We start from the raw sequence: 21,794 nt of genomic DNA, 5'->3' as shown, positions 1-21,794 counted from the left end.
ACGCACGTTGTTTGTGCCGAAGGAGAATGCAACCAATGCAACCTGCAACTTATGTCGCGTATTATCGCGTATCCACACAGAAGCAAGGGCAGAGCGGATTAGGGCTTGAAGCGCAACGCAATGCTTGCCAAGTGTATCAGCCAATCGCGGAGTTCATCGAAGTCGAAAGCGGCAAGAACGATGAACGTGAGGAACTAAACAAGGCAATCGCATTCGCTAAAGCGAACAAGGCCACACTGATCGTTGCCAAATTGGATCGCTTGTCTCGTCGTGCAAGTTTCATCATGAATCAGATGGACGAGGGCTTGAAGTTCCGTTGCGCGGACATGCCAGATGCAGATGAGTTCCAATTACATCTGTTTGCGATCCTCGCACAGAAGGAACGCAAGATGATAAGCGAGCGCACTAAAGCAGCATTGCAAGCGGCAAAGGCACGAGGCGTTAGACTCGGTGGTGTTCAAGCGGAGAAAGCCAATGCGATGCGGAGCTATGAAGAAAGCATTCTACCAGTCCTTAAGAGGCTCATAGACAGCGGTGTTGAAGGGCCAGCAGCATTGGCACGTAAGTTGAACGAAGACGGTCACAGAACGCCCAATGGTGCTCTATTCGTATCCACGCAAGTATCTCGCTTGTTGAAAAAAGAGTTGGAGAAATAGGAAGATAACGCTCGCCCTGTTCGATCAAAGGCTATTGATAGAGAGGCACAGCAGCAACGGTGCTGCTGGTGCAAAGGTAGATCGAAATGGCAAACGCTTTGGAAGTTCTCAAGTCCGCAGCAACGACTAGCCCGGTTGGTGGTCGTAACCCGCTGGAAATCTTCAACAGCAAGATCGACACGCAGATCGCATATGCTGGTCAGGTCAAGGACGGCAAGCAGATCAGCAGCAGGTCGCTGTGGTTCCGCAAAGACGGTGCTGGATATGTTGTGCGGATCGGACGCAACGGATTCGAAATCGCTGGCAGCAAACTGTTTAAGGCTGCTGATCTCGATGCGGTCGCGGAAGTGTTGAAGGCTGCGAAGGACGTAATCAACTCGGACAAGGAGTTGCAAGACAAGATCGCAGTCCACTCGATGGAGCGCAGCGAACGGCTTAAGGTTGGACGTGCAAAGTCGAAGAAGGCAAAGACCAAGTAAGCGTACGGTCTGATTGCGCAATCGGACTTAGCCCGGTCGGAAACGGCCGGGCTTTTCCATGCTGTGTTTGGCCTGGCTGTGTAGCTGTCGAGCGTAGGGCAGGGGAGCGCGTGCATTGCAGCAGCAGGACCCACAGGAGCGTCACACAGCGCGTTCGCGGCTGTCCTTGCTGCCAAGTAGCGCTGAGAGTTCCCGCGCTTCCTTGATGCCTCTATAAGGTGGTTGCATACGGACCCCCTATACACCCCCTGCCGCACAGGCAAAAATATCTATCTGTACAGATTCCATTTGATACGGCTCTGCAGTTTTCCGACTTCATGCCCACAACGGCGTTCAGCGCACCCGATAATCCTTAAAATTATTCCATTTTTTGGACTTAAAAGTTAATCTGATCCTGATAGGCGATCCCGAGACGGCTTGACAGAGGCTCATATCTTGACTGACCGCATTTTTCCTTTTCTGCTAGGCTGGATCGTGTCAGCGATGTTCACGATGGTTTCGTTCGGCCTCGGTACCGGTTTCGCGATCGGTGGCAATTATGCGGGTCGCGTAATAGAACCGGATTGGGCTGTCTTGCTGATCGGCCTAGTCGCGGGTTTTATCATGACGCTCCTGTTTTTTATGAGCGCTCGATACCGAACCGGTCTGCCCGTTTTCACTGTCCACGTTGTCGGGATTTTCGCCGCAGCCGGTATCAGCTTTGCAATATCCGAACACGCGCTGGGTCAATCGGCTTCACGATATAACCTGCTGACCGAGAATTGCTATTACGTCAACGTTCCCGTCTATAATCTGATCGCTGGTAAACTAATTCAGATCAATGACTATAAGTTGTTGGTACGTTCAAGCCAGATTGTGAGTATGCGGCAGAACCTGTCGGGGTCAAAAGAGGTTCAAACGATCCCGCAGTAGGGATACAGCGCGTGTATTGTTGCTCGGGTTGCAACTGATACGATTTAGAGAATATCCGGTGATATCGCTGCACAAATATTACATTCCGCACTTAATCGTTAAGCCTGCAGCAAGTTTGAGGAAGATTATCCCGCCGAAACCACAAGACCACTTTTTAGCGATCACCAATATGAGCAATTGCGAAGATTACCCCGACGCGGTGGAACCCAAAACTGTGTCAGAAGAGTACCTTGCCAACCTAATCGAATACCGTCGCCGTCTCACCCGGCTCTATGAGCAATTGACCGTCCTCAACGGGATGATCGAGGAAAATCAAGCCGCTATCGATCCAGCTTCGCAAATCCGGCACTAGTTGTCCAACTTCCCCTTAGCCATTCGTAACGCCCGTAGCCGCTCGGTCTTTTCGCGCGATTCCTGCAACCATTGCCGGGAAGCTTCCTGCGCAAACCGGGTGGTCTCTTCATGATCCCGGCGTTTGCGCTCGGTCTTGGTCAGGTCAGGTTCTTGCTCGTCCATCTCGTACCTCCGTCATTCCGAAATAGAGCTATCGGCATTCATGGCAATGGTTGGTTTAAATTGCCGAGAAGGCATTTTATGACGGCAGCGAAAAGTGATTCGTTTCGATAAGATTCAAGAGTTTGGTGTCCGCAGGAACACCAAATCGGTGAGTCAATTCGACTCTTATCAGGTCAAGAAGATTTTTATTTTTTCTGTGAATAGTTGTTTGAAATGTTTGCCAAATTCGAAAGCCATTGATTCCGCAACGATTCTCCGTGAAGGCCACTGTGACACTTGAATCACGGTCGCCTAGTCAACGCCCGGCTCTTAATTTTGCGTAAAATTCATCATTGATCTTGCGAGATGAAGTCTCGCATTATGCGCGAAGGCCGAGACAAAACGACGGTGCTCACAACACCTTAACGTCGTCGTCCCGGCCTTGGTACGGCAGTCAGTACAACTGCAACCGCGCGAGGGGATGATTTGGCTGCAACCGGTCATCCCCGAGCGGCCTTATCATCGTATAGTTTCGCGGAAATCGCAAACACCGCTTTGCCACACCGGCAAAAAAATCGAAGGAGGATTATTCTGCGGGCTTCTCGTTCGCCATGAATTCGTCGATCCGCCTTTTGATTTCTTCCGGCGTCATCTGGCTTGCTGGAGGCGCGGGTTTGATAGAGGCCGCATTCTTTGCCGCGTTGTCCGCCCGGACCTGTTCAAGTGATCGCGAGCCTTCCGGTGTGCATAGGGGCGCCTCGGTCAGGCTAACAGCCTTGCAGTATGAAACAGCGCCAGTCCGTACGTCGATCCGCAAACCACCGCGATCATCGCCAGTAGTCTGATATCGTGGCGATGTCAGCCACATGCTGGCTGCGATCAACAATCCGGCGAGAAGAATGGCTAGTGGCTTCATGCTAATTTCTTAGCACGAACCTGTTCCCACTTTCTAAATTCTCCTGCCAATGCCGCCCGCTTCGCTTCTCGTCGCGCCAGCTCGTCAGCCTTCTTTTTCGCAGCCTTCTCTACCGGAACAGGCTTAGGCCGTGGCTTAGGCTTTACCTTGACCGGCTCTGGCTTGGGTTTCGGCTGAATCGCTACCTGCCTCTTAATGCGCGGGAATTGCCACTCCACGTTATCAGGGGCGAATCCGAACCTGGGGTCAACCGGCGCAAGCAAACGCCTGTTCTGTTGATTGGGAGTCCGGTCCCACATATCCGCGATGAACCGATCTTCGCTGTCACGCCATGCCGAATAGACGAACTGGCCGGTTGCCATGATCCGTTTGTATTCGTCGCGGAGAAACTTGTTCTTGTCCATGCGGGGAGCTTAATCCACCGCACGGAACAGATCAAGAACTTGAATCAAAAAGCCCCGGCTGTGAACCGGGGCTAGTGATGTTAGACAACGATGTCGCGGTTATGGCCTTCTTGCTGCCATGCCGTCCCCTGGTGGTCATGATCGAAGAGGAGCCAGACAATGTGTCGATCCTCACTCGCGTTTTTGAAGTAGACCCGGACGATGGTCGGTGACACTTCGGCATGAGCAGCAGCCGTCCGGGCCGCGTCCATAATCGTACTGATGTAGTCTGGCGCAACATCAGAGACATCGTAGGCGAGCCGGACCGCTGACATCATCAAGGCGCGATTGAGCTCTCCCTTGTCTTTGTGTGCGCGTGCACCTAACTCGCAAAATCCGCTTTCCCCGTTGCGCCAGACTTCAAGGCTACCCTTATAAAGACCGCCCGAGGTGAATGATTGAACGACCGCATTTTGCGCCTCGGTCGGATCGACAGATTTGTTGAAATAGTAGGCCATGTAATTGCGTCCTTCTCAAATCGAAAATCAGGCCAGCGGATACTTCAGTTTGAACAGAGCCGCGATTTCTGGCTCTGTGATCGCGACAGTCAAAACCGTTTGCCGACTATCGACTGTTTCGAGCTTTATCGTGCCGATGCGAACCCACGCCGCACTCCGAAGTCCTCTATCAAATTCATCCATTAGTTCACTCGCGATCTCCTCATTGGTGCCCTCCGCGATAAGGTACGGCTGGAACAAAACCGCGCCTTTCTCCCAGTGTTTGAGAGCGCCTAGAACAGACGTGATGGAATGGGGCGAGCGATAAGAATCAGTTGTTGCGGTACGCGTCACTGTCCATGTGTCGCCAGTATTGCGCCCGTTTACCTCGGCCTCGATGGCGAAGGTTTTCGCCTTTATGATGTCACGCACAAGCAGGTGTAGTGCGGTAGTGGAAAAGGGATTGTCTAGCATTTCGTTCGCTTCTCGTTGTGCCAGCGGAACGACTGTCGAGAGTTACGCGCACGACAGACCGTTCACGCCAGCGATTGCTGTGTGATTTTGTCTGTCGAGGGTCTGCCAAACTCGACTACGGCGCCTTTAAAATCGCTGGAAGAGGACGCGTTTAGGCCCAGCGAAGTGTCTCCCGCACTAAGCGGTCCGTCTGGTCTCAGGGACGGCAAGACAGTGAACGAATTCACTATGGCCGCCGATATAGCCGTCGATTTCGGCCGATGCAAGGCAATCGTAAATCTATGGTTAATTTCAGGAATTGCCGTCTTCGTGCTGGATTACCCGCACTGCCTCGACCTGGCCCTCGATGACATTCGCACGCGACCCCGCACGCGCCAGCAAGTCGGAAATGCCCGGACCTACGTCCAGCGTCATCTTCTGCTCCTGTGCGGCCTTCGACATATTGAACGATAGGATCGTCTCCGCAGCTTTCAGCCGAACCATGTCGTTCTTGCTGTTGTCGCGGAGCCATTCCAGCGTCTTGAGGGAAGCCGGGCTCATTTCCGCCGCCGACAGTTTAAGCTCAGCAGCCAGCACCGGCCTGCCATTCGGGTTACGGCTAGGCTGACCCTTCTGCGTGCCGATCCGCTTCAAGCGCTCGTGCTGCTCTGGCGTCACCTTCAAATCTTTTGCTCGTTTTGTGCGATCTCTCGTTGCCATTATTCCTCCACCACTCGACCGCCAATCTTCGGCATCGCAAACAGCGCATCTGTGTCATGAGTGAAGTCGATACGGAAACTATCGTCGGTCACATCGTAGATGGTGAAGTCGGTGATATCGCTGGAACGCAGCCAACCACCATGTCGAGCATCAGCCCATTGCGTGATCGCTGCAATGCGAGCATCATTATCAACTTGAGCATTCGGATCGATTTCGAACCACTTTGCGAGCGAACCGCGCTTGTCACCGTTCGCGATGTTCATATGTACCTTCATGTCGTATTAACCTTGGCTATTCGCCTCTATAGGGGTTTACCCTTTATTTAAAAGCGGACAGCTAGAAAGTGCATCATATCGGAACAAGCGCGGATGAACTGCGCAATGAACAGGGAAGGGCAGACTAATGGCAAAAGCAACGACACCAGTATCCGCAAAAGATCGACTCAAGGCTCGACTGACGCCACCGCCGAGCAAATCGGCAGGGCCGCAGGATCGCATCAAGGCGCTTATTGAAGAAGCGCAGAAGCAGATTGAAGCGCTCGACAGGCTGGCTAAGTTGAAGACCGCCGACGAGCAGCGCAAAGCAATTATTCCGCAAGCTTCATGGATCAAAGTCACCGACCACAATAAGTTCGTCATCAAGATTGGTCGCTTGGGCTTCCCGTTCTTCGGCGAAGAGGACAAGCATTTTAAGGCAGATGGAGTTGATGAAGCGAAAGAGATCATCAACGACATTAAAGACCTCGCTCGCGAAGACGAGGAGTTTCAAAACGCGATCCGCGCTTACAAGCCAACTCCTAAGAGTGGCACCATTGTTAAGTAATCGATCCACATTGATGACAACAGAAAAGCCTCGGTTCGCCGGGGCTTTTTGCATTTGAAGCTCTCAAACACAGGCCGAAGGTAAATATCCCGATTACAATAGTCGGTTGATATTTCATGGCACTCACACAGCAACAGCAAGCGGAGCAGGATGCTTTTATCGCGCTTGTTGGTGAATGGCATAAGGACATCGCGTTCTTTGCCAACAACGTTTTTCAGGTCGAACTCACACCCAAGCAGATCGAGTTCGCAAAGGCATTCCAATCCAGTCGCCAGATCACATTCCGTGGCGGTGTAGGTTTCGGCAAGACAATGGCGATGAGTATCATCGTCTGGTGGTCGCTCGTCACTCACGATGAAGTGCAGGTTACAATTTTCGGTCCAACCGAAGGCCAATTGAAGGGCGGTATCTGGAAGGAACTGACATCGCTCTACGGCAAGATGGACAAAGCGCTTGCCGATGGCTTCGAAATGACCGCCACTCGCATTAGCAGAAAGACCCGCAGTTCGGACTGCTTTGCAGAGTTTCGCCTTGCCAACAAAGACAACATCGCAGCGACACGCGGTATCCACAAGCGCAACAACTTCGTACTCGTGGATGAGGCAACAGGTATCGAGCGCGAAGTCTTCACGGATTCGCTCGTCAACATCCTAACCGACCCAAATCCTAAGCTCTGCTTGGTATCCAACCCGAACAAGTTGGACAGCTATTTTTTTGACACCTTCTACGGCGACATAAGCGCGGACTGGACAAAGGTTCACGGCGCAATGATCGACGGGCGTCAGATGACGCAGGAGAAGGTTGATCGCATTGCCATCCAGTACGGAGGCAAAACCGCACCTCGTTATCGTGCGCTTGTACTTGGTGAATTTCCACTAAGCGACGAAGACAGCCTTATCCCACGCGAGTTTGTGGAAGAGGCAATCGACAACGAAGATGCAATTCCCGCAACTGGCTCGCCTATCATCTGGGGGCTTGACCCGGCTGGCAAAGGTGCTGACCGGTCCGTGCTTTGCGTTCGGCAGGATAACAAGGTCATCAAGTTTCACGAATGGCGGAACTTGGACCCCGCACAGTTGGCGACACAGGTTCTCGACTTGTGGAAGCTGACGCCAGCAAAGGACCGACCAAACCAAATCTGTGTCGACGCGATTGGTCTCGGTAATGGCGTGGCCGCTGTTTTGAAGCAGTGGAACCTGCCAGTGCTCGCCGTGACAGTCAGCAATAAGCCAACCCGCAAGCAAGACCTCTACACGAGGCTTCGTGATCAGCTTTGGTGGGAATGTCGTGAATGGCTGATGGACGGCAATCGCTGCATCCCAAACAACCCTGACCTGATCCGCGAACTTTGCACGCCAACGTACGAAGAGTTCCCAAAGATCAAGGTTGAAGACAAGCCATCGATCAAGCGCAGGCTTGGCATGTCGCCAGACCTTGCAGACGCCATGTGTCTGACATTCGCAGGCAACTCGCAACGGTTTAGCGGCAGATGGGCATGGAGCAACACAATCCAGCCATCCGATCTAAGAGCGTTCGAATAAGCGCGGAACGGTAAATATCAAATAACCAACACCTCAACTAGAACGGCAGGCCAACTGTCGCGAAAGGCTGCATTGGCAAAAAAAACCAAGAAAAATACCATCAAAGATGACGACCTAGCCAATATTGTCGCACGGATTGCAAGCGACGCTGTCGGCGTCTCAGCAACTACAATCGACAATGCGTATCAAGAGAACTTCCGTCTCTACATGCGCAAGCCGATGGCGGGTGATGAACGTATCAAGGGCCGATCCAAACATGTCAGTGGTGAAGTCCTCACACATGTAGACTGGTCAACGGCGCAGCTTGTTCGTGTAATGGACACACAACGAGAGCCGGTCAGTTACCTACCTAATACACCAGCCCCGCAAGACGCAGCACTTGCAAGGCAGATGACGGAAGTCGTCAATCACATTCTCCGTCAGAAGAACAAGCACGTTGGCGTTCTCATGCCGGTTGCGAAGAACGGGTTCATTCACGGCCTTGGTGTCGCGATGGTTCGTTTCGAAGCCAAGGACGAAGAAGGCAAGCCGCAGCTTGTGAAGGGGCTGACCGATGAACAGTTGGTTCCTTATTACGAGCAGGAGAAGGCCGGTCAGATTTCCGATATCGAGGCAAGCGAAGTTGAGGCGAAGGATGCGCCGCTGCCCGCTGGTGTTCCCGAAGAACTCGGCCCGATCCTCAAAGCTATGCAGCCTCGTCTCTGGGACATTAAGTTCCGCAAGAAGAAGCGCGTGGTCTGCTTGGACATCGTGCCGTTGCCCCCGGAAGATTTCATCGTTTCCAAGGACGCGGATTTCGATCCTCAGACCGGAGGTGTCAAGGCTCGCCTGCAGGGCCACAAGCGACAGATCAGCCGCGCCGACCTTCTCGAAATGGGATACGAGCGCGAGAAGATCGGCCGCATTAGCAGCGGCCAGGACGACGAGAAGGGCCTTTCGCTAGAGCGCTCCGAAGTTACCGGCTTTAGCGGCGGTGATAGCAGCGTCAGCGACGACGTGACCCTGTACGAGATTTACACGAAGATCGACGCAGGTAGCGGTCAGCGCCGTCACTACCGTTTCGTGCTTGCCGGTGACTTGCAGAACAGCCCTGTGCTGCTTCATCACGAGGAAGTCAGCAAGCATTACCCATATGCGGCCTTCTGCCCATATCCGACCCCGAACACGCTTTTTGGTCAGGGCATCGCAGAGCGTATCGGCCCGGAGCAGGCAATCATCTCCAAGATGAAGCGCTCGATTTTCGATAACCTCAACGCCCACTCCAATCCGATCAAGATTGTGAACCCGGAAGTGACGAACGTGGATGACGTTCTGAACCTGTATCCGGGCGCTGTCGTTCGTTCGACCGATCCAACTGGCGGCATCACCTATAATCAGCAGCAATTTACCGGCATGAACGCAATGCCAGTGATCGACGCGCTTTCGCAGGGTATTGATTTCGCTACTGGTGTCGGCCCAAGCATGATTGCGTTGAATCCCGGCGACATGGCCGAAACGGCGACCGCTGCAAGTCAGCGTGCCAATGCAAGTCAGCTTTTCATGGAACTGGTCTGCCGCTGGTTCGCGGAGACGTTCTACACGTACCTGAACCGTCTCATTGTCGATGCTCTCGTCAATAACCCGGAAGACGCGCAGCTCTTTATCCAGCGCCTGACCGACCAATTCGTGCCGATCCAAATCGATGATTGGGACCCGGATATGGATATCGCGACGAACGTAGCGTTTGGTGTGATGAACAAGGATTTCAACTCGCAAGCCCTCAACATGATCCTCGCCCAGCAAATGCAAGCGATGAGCATGGGCTTCGTTAAGCCGCAGCAGATTTTTAACACGCTGACCAAGATCGCGGAGAACGCCGGTTTCACTAACCCGGCTGAATTCTATCTCGATCCCGCGCAAAATCCTGCACCACCTCCACAGCCTCCGGTCGATCCGAACGCGGGCCTAATCGAAATCGAGAAGGTGAAGGCTCAGTTGAAGGCACAGGCGGACCAAGCCGACCGCGAATTTGAGATGCGCAAGTTGATCGTGACGAACGACCTAGAGCGTGATCGCTTGGAACAGGACAAGTACCTGAAAGCAGCGGAAATCCAAGCCAAGTACGGCGCAGATATTCAGATCGCGCAGATCAACGCGGCACAGGCAGCGCAGCGCAATGACGTTGATATGGCGATGGCGCAGCAGGAAAGCCAGAATCAAGCAATGCAGCATTTGGCGCAGATGAAGCAGCAGGCACAACAGCCGCAAGCTCCACAGCAACCGCCAATGCCGCCACAGGGGCAGTAATATGAGCCAAGAAATCATTGATCGCGGTCAGGCCGCAAAGCGTTTGCTCGAAAATCCCGATTTCGTATTCATCGCTGAACAGGTGCGACAGGACATTTTCACTCAGTTCGTTCGAACGAATGTCGCAGATGCAGAGAAGCGAGAGAGCCTATTCAAGGTGGTCAACGGACTGGAAACGCTAGTCGCGAAAGCCCGTATGTATGCGAGTGACGGAGATATCGAACTCACGCGCGACGCGTCAATTCCAGACGCATAACCGCAGTCAAAAACGCTGGCTCACTAAATACGATAAGATCAATATATTTGTGAGAATAGCACATGGATTCGACCAACAATCCCGATGAGGGAACTGGTGACTCAGTGGCAGAAGCCGCACTAAACATCGAAAGCCTTTTGGACACCGACAACGGTACAACCGAAGAAGTAGATGCTGATGGAGCCGATGAGGCTCAAAACACCGAAACTGATGAAGTCGCTGATGAGGTGGAACAATCCGATGAGGACTCCGATAGCGTCGAAAACGATGGAGACGAAGACGGTGAAGGCGAGACAGACAATGCAGATGTCGCCGCTGCTAAGGACGCTGAGATTGTTTTCGAAGTCGACGGAAAGCAAGTCAGCCGAAAAGAAGCGGTGCAGGGGTATCTACGTCAAGCCGACTACACGAAGAAGACACAGGAACTGAAACAGCACGTGGCTCGCTACCAAGTGCAGGAACAGAACTTTGATCAACTCCGTGCAGACGTTGCGCGTGAGGTTCAAGAAGTTAAGAACCGCATCGCACGAGAGTTCCAATTCAATGAGCCTGATTGGGGCCAGATGATCCAAGATGATCCCGCTGGCTATCTACAAGCAAAGCATGATTGGGACCGGAAGCAGGCAGCAGTTCGTGAACTTCATACAATCGAACAATTGCAGGCAGAGAAGAACGCAAAGTGGCAGCGCGAGCAGTTTGCTATCCAGCAAGCCAACGCACTTGAAACACTATCGACCAAACACCCTGAGTTCGCGGACAAGCAGAAAGCACCCGCATTGCTTAACGGTCTAGGCGAGTTTCTTGTAGATGCTGGTTTCACGGCTGAAGAGATTGAAGGCATTGCCGATCATCGGATCATGGACATTGTGTACCGCGCTTACAAGAGCGGACTGGTTCAGAAGAATGTTCCGCAGGTCGTCAAGCATTTCGAGAAGAAGCCGCCAGTGACCATGCCCGGTGCTAGTTCGAAGAAACTACAGTCTTCGACCGCAGATGCCGCAAAGCGTGAGGCTCAGAGACTAAAACAGAGTGGTTCGCTCAATGATGCACAATCCTATTTGGAGAGCATGATGAAGGGTCTCACTCGCTAATCAGCATAGACTATAAGGAGAAGCCAAAAATGGCCATTACACTCACTACCGCGCTGAAGAACATTAACGAAGACCTCGCTAATACGATCAGCAACATCGCCCCTTCCGCAACTCCGGTTTACACAAAGATCGGCAAGACGAAGGCATCCCACACTTATCACGAAGTGCTCGTAGACACGCTCGCTGCTCCTAACAAGGACAACGCACGCGCAGAAGCAGCCGACGCTCTCGTTCCATCGAACGCAGTTGTCAGCCGTGTTGGTAACTTCACGCAGATCGTTGCGAAGGAAGTCTCTGTTGCTGGTACTGTTGACGCCGTAAGCACAGCCGGCAAGGGCGAATTCGCACGTCAGCTTGCAAACGTAATGAAGGAAGCAAAGACAGACATCGAAGCGTCCATCGTTTCGGGTAACGCGTCTGTTGCCGGTGCTACTCGTAAGAGCGCTGGTATGGAAGCATGGATCAAGACAAACGCTGTTGAAAACGGCGGCTCGTCCACTCCGGGCTTCTCGTCCACACTCGTAGGTGCTCCGGTCGCTGGTACGCCAGTCGTTGTTACAGAAGCAATGGTTCAGACCCTTGCACAGAACATGTACAACAACGGCGCTGAGATCAAGGAACTGATCGCAAGCCCACTGATGAAGACAAAGCTTTCGGCTCTGCTTTCCGGTAATGCAAGCCGTTGGAATAACGCAAAGGACAAGTCTGCTACTTCGGCAGTTGATTACTACGCTACGGACTTCGGCGAATTCGCTATCAAGCCGCACCGCATGGTAAGCAACAACACCGTAATTGCTTACGATCCTGAACTTTGGGCTGTGGCTACACTTCGTCCGTTCAAGACTGAAGAACTGGCTAAGACAGGCGACGCACGTAAGGTTCAGTTGCTCACAGAGTTCACTCTGGAATGCCGCAACGAAGTCGGTAACGGCAAGATCGCAGGCATCAAGACTGCCTGATGACTAAGGGATGGGGGCCAAGTGCCCCCATTCTCCTATCGCCGCATAAAAACAAAAAGACGAGGCGAACAAATGAATCTCGATAATTTCACCAATGGTGACATGTTTCACGATACGCGCACTGTGCTGTTCATCGATGAACCCGGCTACCGCGTTTGGCTCACCAACTTGGGTAACGGCGAGATGGCCGTTCAAGAGCAGTGGCCGGACGTTAAAGCGCTTCTCGATCACAACGCGGCAGAAGCAGCAGAATTTTCGCGGAATCAGAAACTAGGCGATATGGTCAAGGTGGCTTCGGTTCCACAATGGCTCGTCAATCAGTGGGAAGAAGAGACGCAAGGCGACAAGGCTTTGCTACGCCGCAAATTGAACGACCCGGATAACGCCAAGTTCCGCACGAACGGGATGAGGGTGTAACGATGGCCCTGGCCAATTATAACGATCTTCAATCGACTATCGCAGATTATGCACTCGGCATCACAAGCGCCGATCCGATCAGCACGTTCATCGCGCTAGGCGAGGGCGATGTCTTTACCCGCGTAAAGCACTACCTGGCCGAAACTACGATCACGACCAGCTCGACCGCAAATGCGATCACACTGCCGGCCGATTTCTCCGAAGCCCGCTCTATCACCGTTGACGGTATCAAGGCCAAGCCCGTTTCGATTTACGGTGCGAAGCTCTATGCGGGCGAAATCGGCTATCTTCAATCCGGCAATACGTACGTCTTTGTTCCCACGCAGGAGACACCTCGCGTGGTCGAACTGACCTACTATGCCAAGCCCCTTGCACTGTCGGAAAGCAATCCATCTAATTGGCTGCTCACAACCTTTCCGGCAGTGTACCTTCATGCGAGCCTAGTGCGCGCTTATCGCTGGCGTCGAGACGCAGACAGCGAAGCAGCCGAGAAGGCTTCTCTTGAGGAAGCCCTTGCACTGCTAGACGCAGATCATCGCAAGGCAGTCCATAGCGGCAATCCGATCATCATGAATGACGGAGGCTTGTTCTATGCTAATTGATAGCACGCTCGGCCAATGGCTTCCCGACCTACCCGATTACAATAATCCCGGCGTGACGACCGCTTATAACGTGGTGCCTTCCGTAGGTGCCGCACAGGGCGCAGTGACGTATCAGCCATTGAAGGCCGCATCACTGTATTCGACAACGACGATGGTAAGCCGCCCGCTCGGCTCTGCAATCGGCAAAGACAAACTCGGAAATGCCAAGGTCTATTCGGGCTGTGCAACGCGCCTCTATAAGATCAACACGGCAACCCGCATGTGGCAGGACATTTCGCGTGCGGCGTTCTACACGACCGCAGAAGGCGAGCGTTGGGAGAGCACCGAGTACGGTAACGGCATCTACCTCACGAATTATTCAAACGAAATTCAGTACATCAACAAGGACGTAGACACGCAATTCGCCAATGCTACGACCCTCGTGCAGGCACGTCACATAGCTACGGTGAAAGACTTTATCGTAGTCGGCAACACCTATGACCCGCTAGACGGCGCAGTTCCATTCCGTGTTCGCTGGTCTGGTCTCGGATTGCCTCTGAGTTGGGATTTCTCACAGGCGACGGGCGCTGACTTCCAAGACGTATACGGCTACGGCGCTGTCCAGGCGATTGTCGGCGGTGAGGCCGGTTGGTTGATCATGAGCGACGGCATCGTGAAGATGACTTACGTCGAATACCCGTATTGGTTCCGCTTCGATCCTGTTCCGAATGCCAAGGGCTGTGCAGTCCCACAGAGCGTCATTCCTGATGTCGAGGGCTTTACCTACTTCATCGGTGATGACGGCTTCTATGCTATGGATCAGCGTAGCGGCGCAACGACGCCAATCGGCTCGGGCAAAGTAGATCAGTTCTTCCTCAACTCAGTGGATACAGGCGCTTACCAGTATATGACGGTTGCGGCTGACCCACGCGCAAAGCTGATTTACTGGTTATATGTGAGTGCCGCAGCAACCGATGGCACGCCCGACAAGATGCTGGTTTTCAACTACCTGACCGGCGCATGGTCCACTGCCGACGCAACGGCGGATTACATTTTCAACGCGCTGTCGTTGGGATGGACAATCGAACAACTCGACACGTTCGGCACCATCGAGCAAGTCCCATCATCGTTCGATAGCCCGCTCTGGGCCGGTGGCAACGCCATGCTTTGGGCGATGAAGCAGAACGGTTCGATCTACGTTTTCGGCGGCTCGACGCTGCCAGCGCGGATCGAGACCGGAGAGCAATGGCTCTCCGGCACAATCAAGGCGATGGATCCACGTGCGGGGAATGGCGACCGTGCAATCGTGCATGGTGTGCGTCCGCTGTTCGACGGAGCCGGTGCAGACGTAGACGTGTCCGTAGGTACTCGCAGTCTCAGCAATGACGCAGTGGTTTGGACGAATGCGCAGGATATGCATGGTCAAACTGGCTTCGCATATTTCCGCACTCATAGCCGATACTTCCGCTTTCGGTTGAGCTTGGAAGCAGGCTGGTCAAACGCGATGTCTCTGCAAATTGAAGCCTCTATGGCCGGAGGTAGGTAAATATGCAGGGGCCTAGAGACGTAACAAACCCACAGCAATTGAAGGTCGCGTTGGATCAACTAGTCCGACAGTTCGACAACACAGGAACGGTCACACTCACTTTAAGTGCGGCAACGACTGTGGTTCAAAACGGCAAGGTCAACCCCAACAGTGTTGTTGTCCTGACGCCAAGAACAGCGAATGCAGCGGCAGCAATTGCATCGACATATGTCACGTGCGCAACTGGATCGTTTACGATCACACATGCGAACTCGGCAACAACAGGCAGAACATTTGGATATGTAATCCACGGAGTGTAATGGCAAGGAAGATCGATACAGCGGTAGAATTCACAAGCGAGTTGAACCGTTGTCTTCCATGGCTGATTGAAGCTCTTCACCGTGCCCAAGAGCAGATCGATTTCAAGGACATATTGAAGGGTCTCGTAGAGCGAGAATATCAATTGTGGACCACTGAAAACGCAGCGGCAATCACCTCGATTATCACTTGGGAGGGCAAGCAGGTTTGCTGCTTGTTTATGATCGGCGGCGTTAAAGGCAAGTCACTCAAAGAGATACTAGCCGCTCGTTCAATACTTGAACCATACGCAAAGAGCAAAGGCTGTTCCGGGTTGCTCGGAAAAGGTCGGGCGCAGTGGTTACAAGCGCTTACTCGCATTGGATTTCAAGAAATTCAACACGTCGGAGATACTGACAACATTTATTTTAAAGGAATTTGATCGATGGGTGGACCTAAAGAGACAACAACAAAGGTTGAACCGTGGGACGGCGCAAAGCCTTACCTAACCGATGTTTACAAGCAGTATGATCAACTCATCAAGGATGGCGCTCCGAAGCAGTGGAGTGGTCCGACTGTCGCTGATCAATCCGCAGCAACAAAGACTTCGCAAGCGCAGACACAAGCCTATGCGACCAATCCGAATGCATCGGCTGGCCTCAACGTAGCGGCAAACGCAACGAAGAACATCACTTCCGGCAACTTCGACCAGAGCGGCAACAATGCGCTCAAGGGATTGCTAGGTGGCGTTAACACTGGACCGAACCCAGCGACCTCCGGTGTCAATAACTTCCTGACGGGAAATCAATTTGCACCCGGTCAGTCCACATTGAACGCCGGTATGAATTACACGAACGCGGCTTCCGGTCTGCAACAGCAACAGGCACAGGGTCTTGCGGGTGCGAACAATCCGGCACTGGCTAATTTGCAGGCGACTGCTTCCGGCGCAAACATCGGCAAGAACCCGTATTTGGATCAGGCCGTTGGTAACGCTACACAGAAAATCGCAGATCAACTCGGCAACGTAACCAATCCGACGATTGCCGGTGGTGCCGCTGGTATGGGGCGTCTCGGATCGAATGCATCTGCAAGCCTGCTTAATAACGCGCAGGGCGCAGCGGCAGAGCAGATGTCGAAGGTCGCAACCGACATGTATGCGAACCAGTACAATACCGACGTGCAGAACATGCTCGGCGCGAACAGTCAGTACGGCAATTTCTATAACAGCGATGTCGCGAACCAGCTTAATGCAAACTCCGCATTGGCCGGTACGTCGAACTCTCAGCAGAGCCAACGCACTGATGCGGCGAACGCGAATAACAGCCAATACAATGCGGGTCGTGATGCACAATTGGCTGGTCTCGGTTTGCAGAACAACATGTATCAGCAAGGCGTTGCGAACCAGTTCACCAATGCAGGCTTAAAGGCCGATGCAGCGAATTCGCTCAATGGCAATCAGAACTCACAAGCTGGTTTGCAGTTGTCGGGCGCTGGTATGGCAGGCGATCAGTACAAGAATGGTTTGCTTCCGGCTCAGGCTCTCGCAGAACTCGGTCAGACGCAGGACACGCGTAACCAGAACATTCTCAACAACAATATCCAGCGCTACGAACAGCAGCAGCAGCAGGGTCTTACGAACCTCGGCAATTTCACCAACATTCTCAATGGTGGCAATTACTCCAATACGACCACGCCGGTCTACAACAATACGGGCGGTCAGATTTTGGGCGGCTTGTCTACGATCCTCGGCCTGTTCGCTTCCGACCGTCGCATCAAGAACGTGCTGGCTCATACCGGCTTCGACCGTGGCATTCCGATCTACTTGTGGACCTACAAGGACGATCCAGAGCAGCGCGTGTTCGAAGGCCCGATGGCGCAGGACGTGGAAGAAGTCATGCCAGAGGCAGTCGTCGAGTTCGGCGGTATCAAACAGATCGTCATGGATCGCTACATGGAGGCCGCGTAAATGGCAGACATCGATTTTCTCGAACTTCTCAAGAAGGCGCTTGAGGGCAATGGCGGTATTGCTCCCATTCCTCAAGCCCGCCCTGATATGCAGGAACAGCCGCCGATGCCATTAGCCGCTGCAATGCCACAGGAGCCAAAGCAGGAGCAGGGCGGTTTCTTCTCCGGTCTGCTTCCCCAAGATCCAACTAAGCGCGAAGCTCTCGGCAATGGTCTGTTGAATGCCGGTGCGGCCATGATGGTTGCTGGTGGTCCTAGCGTTGGCAGACCGACAAACTTCTTGCAGGTTCTCGGTTCGGGCGTTGGCGCTGGTGCGCAGGCTTACCAAAACTACCGCAAAGACGCTTCGGAGATCGGCATTAACGACGCCAAGATCGCAGCGGGTAAGGCCAAGTTGTCTCAGGAGCAGGCTGCAAAGCAGTTTGCTGGTGGCCTTGGTTCGCCTGCAATGGGCGAGGCCGTCGATGCTGATACCGGCTATTCCGTGGGCCAGCTTAAAAAGTTGTTCCAGTTCTATATCAGCCAGAGCGAACTTTCCGCCGCTGGTGGCATTCTCGACAAGATCAACCGGCTCGATGACGAACGCGCTAAGGACGGCATGATCCGTGGTGCTGATGGCTCGTACCGTAACGCGCCGGGTCTCGTAGCTTCGCAGGCACAACTTGAGCAGGGCAAAGCAGCTGGTCGGGTGTCGGGTGAAGAGAGTCAGCGCAAGACCGATGACATTCGCGAGTACGAGTACGGCAACGACAACCCCGGTTTCGTGCAGCGTCAGGATGAGTTGTCAGATAGCAAGCGTCAGGCTAATCGCTTGCAGAAGACTGGCGCATATATTGATCCGAAGACGAACACTCGCTTCAACGGCTATTTCGATAACGCGACCGGCAACACCATCTACAAGGATGCGACAAACGCCACTGTAAGCGATCCCGCAGTAATCAATCGAATGGTTGAAGACACTCCGGGTCGTACAAAGGCGAATATGAGCGATCCAGTTGTGAAGGACGAGCGCGGAGCAGAAGCAGCGCTTGCACAAGCAGCAGGTCGCACTCAGCAATCCATCGGCACTGTTGATCGTATGCTGAAACTCTCCGACGACATCAACAAGAATTCGTGGTTTGGCACTGGTGGTTATAACGGCACTGCAAAGATGCTTGATGCGTGGTTGCCCGGTGACAACTTCTCTGGTTCGACGCGTCAGGAACTCGACAACCTCATGCAGGATCAGATCAAGGGCGAAATCGAAAGCCTGCGTGGTCTCGGCGCTATGTCGGATAGAGACTTGGCGGCAATCCAAGATCGCGTGTTGAACGGCAATCTCAATCCCGCTGCACTCAAAGATATTGCGGATCGTATGCGCAAGATTTCGCAGTACAACGCCAACAAGTACGAGGCTTGGAAGAAGTCAGGTCAGACTGATGAATTCCGTTCGTGGAACTTCAACTTCGACAAGGACAACTACGAAGGCTTCATGGGTGCGAAGGAAGAGAAGAAGTCAGACGAGAAGCCAAAAGCAGAGGGTAAGCCAGCAGCAACGATAACTATGGGTAAGACCGTAGTCGGTGAAGACGGCAAGCAATATCGCTTCAAGGGCGGCAATCCAAACGACAAGAAGAATTGGGAGCCAGTCATGTAACTGGCTTCACCTCAAGAAGCCCGGCAAACGGGACAAGGTGGAATGTGAGAAATTACATCGTTTATCGAAACCAAGGCGCTACTCGTAATCGACCACTCGATGACGATCTAGTTGAGCGGCTCGGCTACTTGCAGGACATGGGCGTGACCATGGAAGTTTTCTCCGGTGGTCAGCCGGGGAAAGCCGAGGGTGGTGCTCGCGTCGGTTCCGTTCGTCACGATCACGGCGGCGCAGCCGATGCCTTCTTCTACAAGGACGGTCGAAAGCTGGACTGGTCGAACAAGGATGACTTGCCGATATTTCAGCAAATCGTTTCGCAGGGCAAGGCCAACGGCATTACCGGATTTGGCGCTGGTGACGGCTACATGCAAAAAGGCTCCATGCATATCGGCATGGGCACACCCGGCGTCTGGGGTGCTGGTGGCAAAGGTTACAATGCTGCGCCCTGGCTAAGATCAGCATATGCGGGCACTGCTTTCGACCCTAGCAGCGTTACCGCTGTCGCACAGTCCACAGGAGGCTCTTCCAGCGCGGTGAGCGATTCTAGCGACCCAGCAGTGCGGGCGCTACAGGCGCAAGCCCTAGCGCAAAAGCAGGACCCTCAGCCCGCTCCTACGCAAACGCCTACACCTGCTCCGCAGCAGACAGCATCGGCGGATACGAAGAAGGCCGACGAGCCGCTGTTCAAGTTGCCAAAGTTGTTTCCTGACAAGGTTCTTGGCGTCGACACGAAAAAGGGTCTCAACGTCTTCGGTGCGTTCGGTGACATGATCGCGAAGCAGGACGAGGCGAATAATCAGCAAGCACAACAGACGGCCCAAGCCGGTGCTGCCCGTCGCAATTCCGCTCAGCCAGTGCAACTCGCCGCTAATCCGGCGCAGGCTCCGCTATTCGGGCAGGGGGAAATGGACCCGGCAATGATGGAAGAATTGAAGAAGAAACTGCTTGCGCAAAGCCTAGGTGGCCTTGGTGGTCTTGGCGGATTTGGGAGGGTTTAATGCCTAATCCATGGGAAATGAATTGGTCCGGTGAGGACGAGAAGAAAGGACAGCCTGTAGCTCGAAATCCTTGGGATATGGAGTGGAGCAACGAGGCTAAGGCCGAACCTGAACCTGCACCGGAAAGAGAGCAAGGCATGTTGTGGCCTGTAAGTTGGAACAAGGAAGACGGTTCCGATTATTCCTTCGACAGCGATGCTGGTCTGCTTGGAGCTATGAAGCGCTCGTTCATGGCACCCGGTGATGCGATGGCAGGGAAGTTCGATCCTATGTCGGACGAGGGTATCGGTCGCGCACTTGAGTTCGCCGGCACGTTCGGTGGTGGCGCTACAAACTTTGGTCGTGCCGCTGCACCTATTGCGAAGACGGCAGAAGAGATCACGGTTGATCCTCGTGGCGGTATCGGTAACACGCTCCGCAATCTCGTGGTGGGTGAGGCTGATGACCCCGCGCTTATTCGCCAGCGCATCGATGACTTGAAGGCCGTAGGCGTCGAGAATCCGACAACGGGCATGGTTTCCGGTTCGAACCGCGCAGCATGGAAAGAGCACGCGATGAGCCCGACAAATCGCCGTGTTGCGGAAGCGCAGCAAGCCAGCGTCGGCAAGGTCGAGGATAGCATTAGTGGCCTTGCAGATCGCATGGCAGCGGAAACGAACCCGACAGCACGCCCGACGACTATGCAGGACTTGAGCGGTCGTCTCCTAGAGCAGGCAGAGCAGGTTAAGCAGGCCCAGGTCGCAGAGGCTAACCGCCTCTATGGCCGTGTAGGTGAATTGACAGGTGAAGCGCCCGCCGTTGGCGATGCAAGCCGCGCAGCATTGGCGAAATTGCAGGAGGCAAAGGCTGGACTTTCGAACAGCGCGAAGCTGACAGAAGGCCCGCATTTGAACAAGGCGATCCGTCATGCAGAGGCCGTTGTTGCCGATCTCAATTCGGGCGCATCCTTCAATACGCTGAAAGAGGCTCGCACCTCACTCGGCGCGTTGATGAGCGACCAGTCCGTAAACCCGGTTCTGAAAGGCCATTTGCAGAATATCCGTGCCGCTCTCAGCGACGACATGGCCGCAACGGCTCGCTCTTCCGGCGATGAAGCTTTCGGCGCGTGGAAAGCCGCCGATGACTTCTACAGGGGCTTCAAGGACAACGAGACTGGTTTCGGTAAGAAGTCGGACGTGTCGAAACTGCTGAATAAAAACGAGGACAGCGCTCTCAAGTTCACAATGGGTATGACCAAGGAAGGCGCTGCGCGACTCCGTAATATCAAGTCCCAGATCGTGAAAGAGAACGGTCAGGAAGTATGGGACCGCACAAAGGCAACAATGTTGATGGACGCGGCTACAGATGGCGCGGGCAATGTCAGTGGCAGCACATTCATTCGTAACTTCGCCAAGTATGCGCCGGAAGCAAAAGATGAACTATGGGGTCCTGTTGGCTCTGTACATCGCGACAATATCGAACAGATCGCTCGTGCAGCCGAGACAATGAAGAAATACAAAGCGAAAGCGAATGGATCGAACACCCAGAACCATGCAGAGGCTAACCGCGATATCACCCCCGGAAAAGACAGCCTCATGTGGGCCGCAGTCGGTGGCGTGAAGGCATTCGCAGCAAGTGCAGCGGCTAAGACTGCAAACGGCGTGTCGCGTTGGTATCAGGCGAAGTTGTTGACCAATCCACAGACAACGGAATGGCTCGCAACTATGCCGAAATCGGTCATGCAAAAGGGCGGTCTTTCTGGTCACGTCAACAAGCTGCTCGAAATCGGTCGATACACCAGTGATCCGCAAATGCGCGTGGCAATCAACGAGTACCTAGCAGCCGCCGGATACGAGGGCCAAAACAGCAGATCGCGTTAAATACGATACGGGCAAAGCCCGATCACCCAATAAGAAAAACAATAAGGTGG

At 53.6% G+C, this 21,794-nt stretch carries 25 protein-coding genes; 18 read left to right on the top strand and 7 right to left on the bottom strand.

Annotation, left to right across the window (positions count from 1 at the left end):
• The first annotated feature begins 35 nt into the window (after positions 1-35).
• The 4 genes from KX729_RS09255 to KX729_RS09240 all read left to right on the top strand — a co-directional run bounded on the left by KX729_RS09255 (position 36) and on the right by KX729_RS09240 (position 2,399).
• The gene (locus KX729_RS09255; RefSeq protein ID WP_219742148.1) at positions 36-656 is read left to right on the top strand and encodes a recombinase family protein; all 621 of its coding nucleotides are present in this window, start codon (positions 36-38) and stop codon (positions 654-656) included.
• Positions 657-742: 86 nt separating this feature from the next.
• Complete coding sequence (locus KX729_RS09250; RefSeq protein WP_219742147.1) at positions 743-1,135, top strand: hypothetical protein; 393 nt, start codon at positions 743-745, stop codon at positions 1,133-1,135.
• Between the two features lie 435 nt (positions 1,136-1,570).
• Positions 1,571-2,047: a hypothetical protein gene (locus KX729_RS09245; protein WP_219742146.1), complete on the top strand. Its 477-nt coding sequence runs from the start codon at positions 1,571-1,573 to the stop codon at positions 2,045-2,047.
• 58 nt (positions 2,048-2,105) lie between these two features.
• On the top strand, positions 2,106-2,399 hold the full coding sequence (locus tag KX729_RS09240) for a hypothetical protein (RefSeq protein ID WP_219742145.1): 294 nt from the start codon (positions 2,106-2,108) through the stop codon (positions 2,397-2,399).
• Here KX729_RS09240 and KX729_RS09235 read toward each other — a convergent pair.
• From KX729_RS09235 to KX729_RS09205, 7 genes are all read right to left on the bottom strand, one after another.
• On the bottom strand, positions 2,396-2,563 hold the full coding sequence (locus KX729_RS09235; RefSeq protein ID WP_219742144.1) for a hypothetical protein: 168 nt from the start codon (positions 2,561-2,563) through the stop codon (positions 2,396-2,398). The two genes, KX729_RS09240 and KX729_RS09235, sit on opposite strands and share 4 nt — an antisense overlap.
• Positions 2,564-3,128: 565 nt before the next feature.
• On the bottom strand, positions 3,129-3,458 hold the full coding sequence (locus KX729_RS09230) for a hypothetical protein (RefSeq protein WP_219742143.1): 330 nt from the start codon (positions 3,456-3,458) through the stop codon (positions 3,129-3,131).
• Positions 3,455-3,862 carry a hypothetical protein gene (locus KX729_RS09225; RefSeq protein ID WP_219742142.1) on the bottom strand — a complete coding sequence of 136 codons (408 nt, stop codon included), beginning with the start codon at positions 3,860-3,862 and terminating at the stop codon, positions 3,455-3,457. The genes KX729_RS09230 and KX729_RS09225 overlap by 4 nt, the downstream gene beginning before the upstream one ends.
• A gap of 80 nt (positions 3,863-3,942) precedes the next feature.
• Positions 3,943-4,359: a hypothetical protein gene (locus tag KX729_RS09220; RefSeq protein WP_219742141.1), complete on the bottom strand. Its 417-nt coding sequence runs from the start codon at positions 4,357-4,359 to the stop codon at positions 3,943-3,945.
• 27 nt (positions 4,360-4,386) lie between these two features.
• Positions 4,387-4,812, bottom strand: coding sequence for a hypothetical protein (locus KX729_RS09215; protein WP_219742140.1), 426 nt, complete (start codon positions 4,810-4,812; stop codon positions 4,387-4,389).
• Between the two features lie 291 nt (positions 4,813-5,103).
• Positions 5,104-5,511 carry a hypothetical protein gene (locus KX729_RS09210; protein WP_219742139.1) on the bottom strand — a complete coding sequence of 136 codons (408 nt, stop codon included), beginning with the start codon at positions 5,509-5,511 and terminating at the stop codon, positions 5,104-5,106.
• Entirely contained in the window at positions 5,511-5,774 is a 264-nt protein-coding gene (locus KX729_RS09205; protein WP_219742138.1) for a hypothetical protein, read from the bottom strand. The genes KX729_RS09210 and KX729_RS09205 overlap by 1 nt, the downstream gene beginning before the upstream one ends.
• Positions 5,775-5,913: 139 nt before the next feature.
• Here KX729_RS09205 and KX729_RS09200 point away from each other — a divergent pair, with 139 nt between their 5' ends.
• From KX729_RS09200 to KX729_RS09135, 14 genes are all read left to right on the top strand, one after another.
• Entirely contained in the window at positions 5,914-6,333 is a 420-nt protein-coding gene (locus KX729_RS09200) for a hypothetical protein (protein ID WP_219742137.1), read from the top strand.
• A gap of 116 nt (positions 6,334-6,449) precedes the next feature.
• Complete coding sequence (locus KX729_RS09195; RefSeq protein ID WP_219742136.1) at positions 6,450-7,874, top strand: DEAD/DEAH box helicase family protein; 1,425 nt, start codon at positions 6,450-6,452, stop codon at positions 7,872-7,874.
• A 72-nt stretch (positions 7,875-7,946) separates the two neighbouring features.
• Entirely contained in the window at positions 7,947-10,160 is a 2,214-nt protein-coding gene (locus KX729_RS09190) for a portal protein (RefSeq protein ID WP_219742135.1), read from the top strand.
• Between the two features lies 1 nt (position 10,161).
• On the top strand, positions 10,162-10,416 hold the full coding sequence (locus tag KX729_RS09185; RefSeq protein WP_219742134.1) for a hypothetical protein: 255 nt from the start codon (positions 10,162-10,164) through the stop codon (positions 10,414-10,416).
• Between the two features lie 62 nt (positions 10,417-10,478).
• Positions 10,479-11,507, top strand: coding sequence for a hypothetical protein (locus KX729_RS09180; RefSeq protein ID WP_219742133.1), 1,029 nt, complete (start codon positions 10,479-10,481; stop codon positions 11,505-11,507).
• Positions 11,508-11,536: 29 nt separating this feature from the next.
• Positions 11,537-12,466 (top strand): SU10 major capsid protein, encoded by a 930-nt coding sequence (locus tag KX729_RS09175; protein WP_219742132.1) that lies wholly within the window; start codon positions 11,537-11,539, stop codon positions 12,464-12,466.
• A gap of 72 nt (positions 12,467-12,538) precedes the next feature.
• The gene (locus tag KX729_RS09170; protein WP_219742131.1) at positions 12,539-12,883 is read left to right on the top strand and encodes a hypothetical protein; all 345 of its coding nucleotides are present in this window, start codon (positions 12,539-12,541) and stop codon (positions 12,881-12,883) included.
• Positions 12,884-12,885: 2 nt separating this feature from the next.
• Positions 12,886-13,485, top strand: a complete 600-nt coding sequence (locus tag KX729_RS09165) for a phage adaptor protein (protein WP_219742130.1) — start codon at positions 12,886-12,888, stop codon at positions 13,483-13,485.
• Positions 13,475-15,010, top strand: coding sequence for a hypothetical protein (locus KX729_RS09160; protein ID WP_246617492.1), 1,536 nt, complete (start codon positions 13,475-13,477; stop codon positions 15,008-15,010). Before KX729_RS09165 ends, KX729_RS09160 begins: the two co-directional genes overlap by 11 nt.
• 298 nt (positions 15,011-15,308) lie before the next feature.
• A complete protein-coding gene (locus tag KX729_RS09155) occupies positions 15,309-15,728 on the top strand; it encodes a hypothetical protein (RefSeq protein ID WP_219742129.1) in 420 nt (139 codons plus the stop codon).
• A 3-nt stretch (positions 15,729-15,731) separates the two neighbouring features.
• The gene (locus KX729_RS09150) at positions 15,732-17,252 is read left to right on the top strand and encodes a tail fiber domain-containing protein (RefSeq protein WP_219742128.1); all 1,521 of its coding nucleotides are present in this window, start codon (positions 15,732-15,734) and stop codon (positions 17,250-17,252) included.
• Complete coding sequence (locus tag KX729_RS09145; protein ID WP_219742127.1) at positions 17,253-18,887, top strand: hypothetical protein; 1,635 nt, start codon at positions 17,253-17,255, stop codon at positions 18,885-18,887.
• Positions 18,888-18,931: 44 nt separating this feature from the next.
• Positions 18,932-19,885 (top strand): hypothetical protein, encoded by a 954-nt coding sequence (locus KX729_RS09140; RefSeq protein ID WP_219742126.1) that lies wholly within the window; start codon positions 18,932-18,934, stop codon positions 19,883-19,885.
• A complete protein-coding gene (locus KX729_RS09135) occupies positions 19,885-21,744 on the top strand; it encodes a hypothetical protein (RefSeq protein WP_219742125.1) in 1,860 nt (619 codons plus the stop codon). The genes KX729_RS09140 and KX729_RS09135 overlap by 1 nt, the downstream gene beginning before the upstream one ends.
• Positions 21,745-21,794 lie beyond the last annotated feature (50 nt).

It is taken from the genome of Neorhizobium populisoli, from assembly GCF_019430945.1.
GTDB classification, from domain to species: Bacteria; Pseudomonadota; Alphaproteobacteria; order Rhizobiales; family Rhizobiaceae; genus Neorhizobium; species Neorhizobium populisoli.
The sequence above is the reverse complement of the archived record's forward strand: the minus strand, read 5'-3'. Positions and strand labels throughout refer to the sequence as shown.

Coding starts and splice junctions, on each gene's coding strand:
- KX729_RS09255 (WP_219742148.1), top strand. CDS start 36: ATGCAACCTGCAACTTATGTCGCGTATTATCGCGTATCCACACAGAAG.
- KX729_RS09250 (WP_219742147.1), top strand. CDS start 743: ATGGCAAACGCTTTGGAAGTTCTCAAGTCCGCAGCAACGACTAGCCCG.
- KX729_RS09235 (WP_219742144.1), bottom strand. CDS start 2,563: ATGGACGAGCAAGAACCTGACCTGACCAAGACCGAGCGCAAACGCCGG.
- KX729_RS09230 (WP_219742143.1), bottom strand. CDS start 3,458: ATGAAGCCACTAGCCATTCTTCTCGCCGGATTGTTGATCGCAGCCAGC.
- KX729_RS09225 (WP_219742142.1), bottom strand. CDS start 3,862: ATGGACAAGAACAAGTTTCTCCGCGACGAATACAAACGGATCATGGCA.
- KX729_RS09220 (WP_219742141.1), bottom strand. CDS start 4,359: ATGGCCTACTATTTCAACAAATCTGTCGATCCGACCGAGGCGCAAAAT.
- KX729_RS09215 (WP_219742140.1), bottom strand. CDS start 4,812: ATGCTAGACAATCCCTTTTCCACTACCGCACTACACCTGCTTGTGCGT.
- KX729_RS09210 (WP_219742139.1), bottom strand. CDS start 5,511: ATGGCAACGAGAGATCGCACAAAACGAGCAAAAGATTTGAAGGTGACG.
- KX729_RS09205 (WP_219742138.1), bottom strand. CDS start 5,774: ATGAACATCGCGAACGGTGACAAGCGCGGTTCGCTCGCAAAGTGGTTC.
- KX729_RS09200 (WP_219742137.1), top strand. CDS start 5,914: ATGGCAAAAGCAACGACACCAGTATCCGCAAAAGATCGACTCAAGGCT.
- KX729_RS09195 (WP_219742136.1), top strand. CDS start 6,450: ATGGCACTCACACAGCAACAGCAAGCGGAGCAGGATGCTTTTATCGCG.
- KX729_RS09185 (WP_219742134.1), top strand. CDS start 10,162: ATGAGCCAAGAAATCATTGATCGCGGTCAGGCCGCAAAGCGTTTGCTC.
- KX729_RS09180 (WP_219742133.1), top strand. CDS start 10,479: ATGGATTCGACCAACAATCCCGATGAGGGAACTGGTGACTCAGTGGCA.
- KX729_RS09175 (WP_219742132.1), top strand. CDS start 11,537: ATGGCCATTACACTCACTACCGCGCTGAAGAACATTAACGAAGACCTC.
- KX729_RS09170 (WP_219742131.1), top strand. CDS start 12,539: ATGAATCTCGATAATTTCACCAATGGTGACATGTTTCACGATACGCGC.
- KX729_RS09165 (WP_219742130.1), top strand. CDS start 12,886: ATGGCCCTGGCCAATTATAACGATCTTCAATCGACTATCGCAGATTAT.
- KX729_RS09160 (WP_246617492.1), top strand. CDS start 13,475: ATGCTAATTGATAGCACGCTCGGCCAATGGCTTCCCGACCTACCCGAT.
- KX729_RS09155 (WP_219742129.1), top strand. CDS start 15,309: ATGGCAAGGAAGATCGATACAGCGGTAGAATTCACAAGCGAGTTGAAC.
- KX729_RS09150 (WP_219742128.1), top strand. CDS start 15,732: ATGGGTGGACCTAAAGAGACAACAACAAAGGTTGAACCGTGGGACGGC.
- KX729_RS09145 (WP_219742127.1), top strand. CDS start 17,253: ATGGCAGACATCGATTTTCTCGAACTTCTCAAGAAGGCGCTTGAGGGC.
- KX729_RS09135 (WP_219742125.1), top strand. CDS start 19,885: ATGCCTAATCCATGGGAAATGAATTGGTCCGGTGAGGACGAGAAGAAA.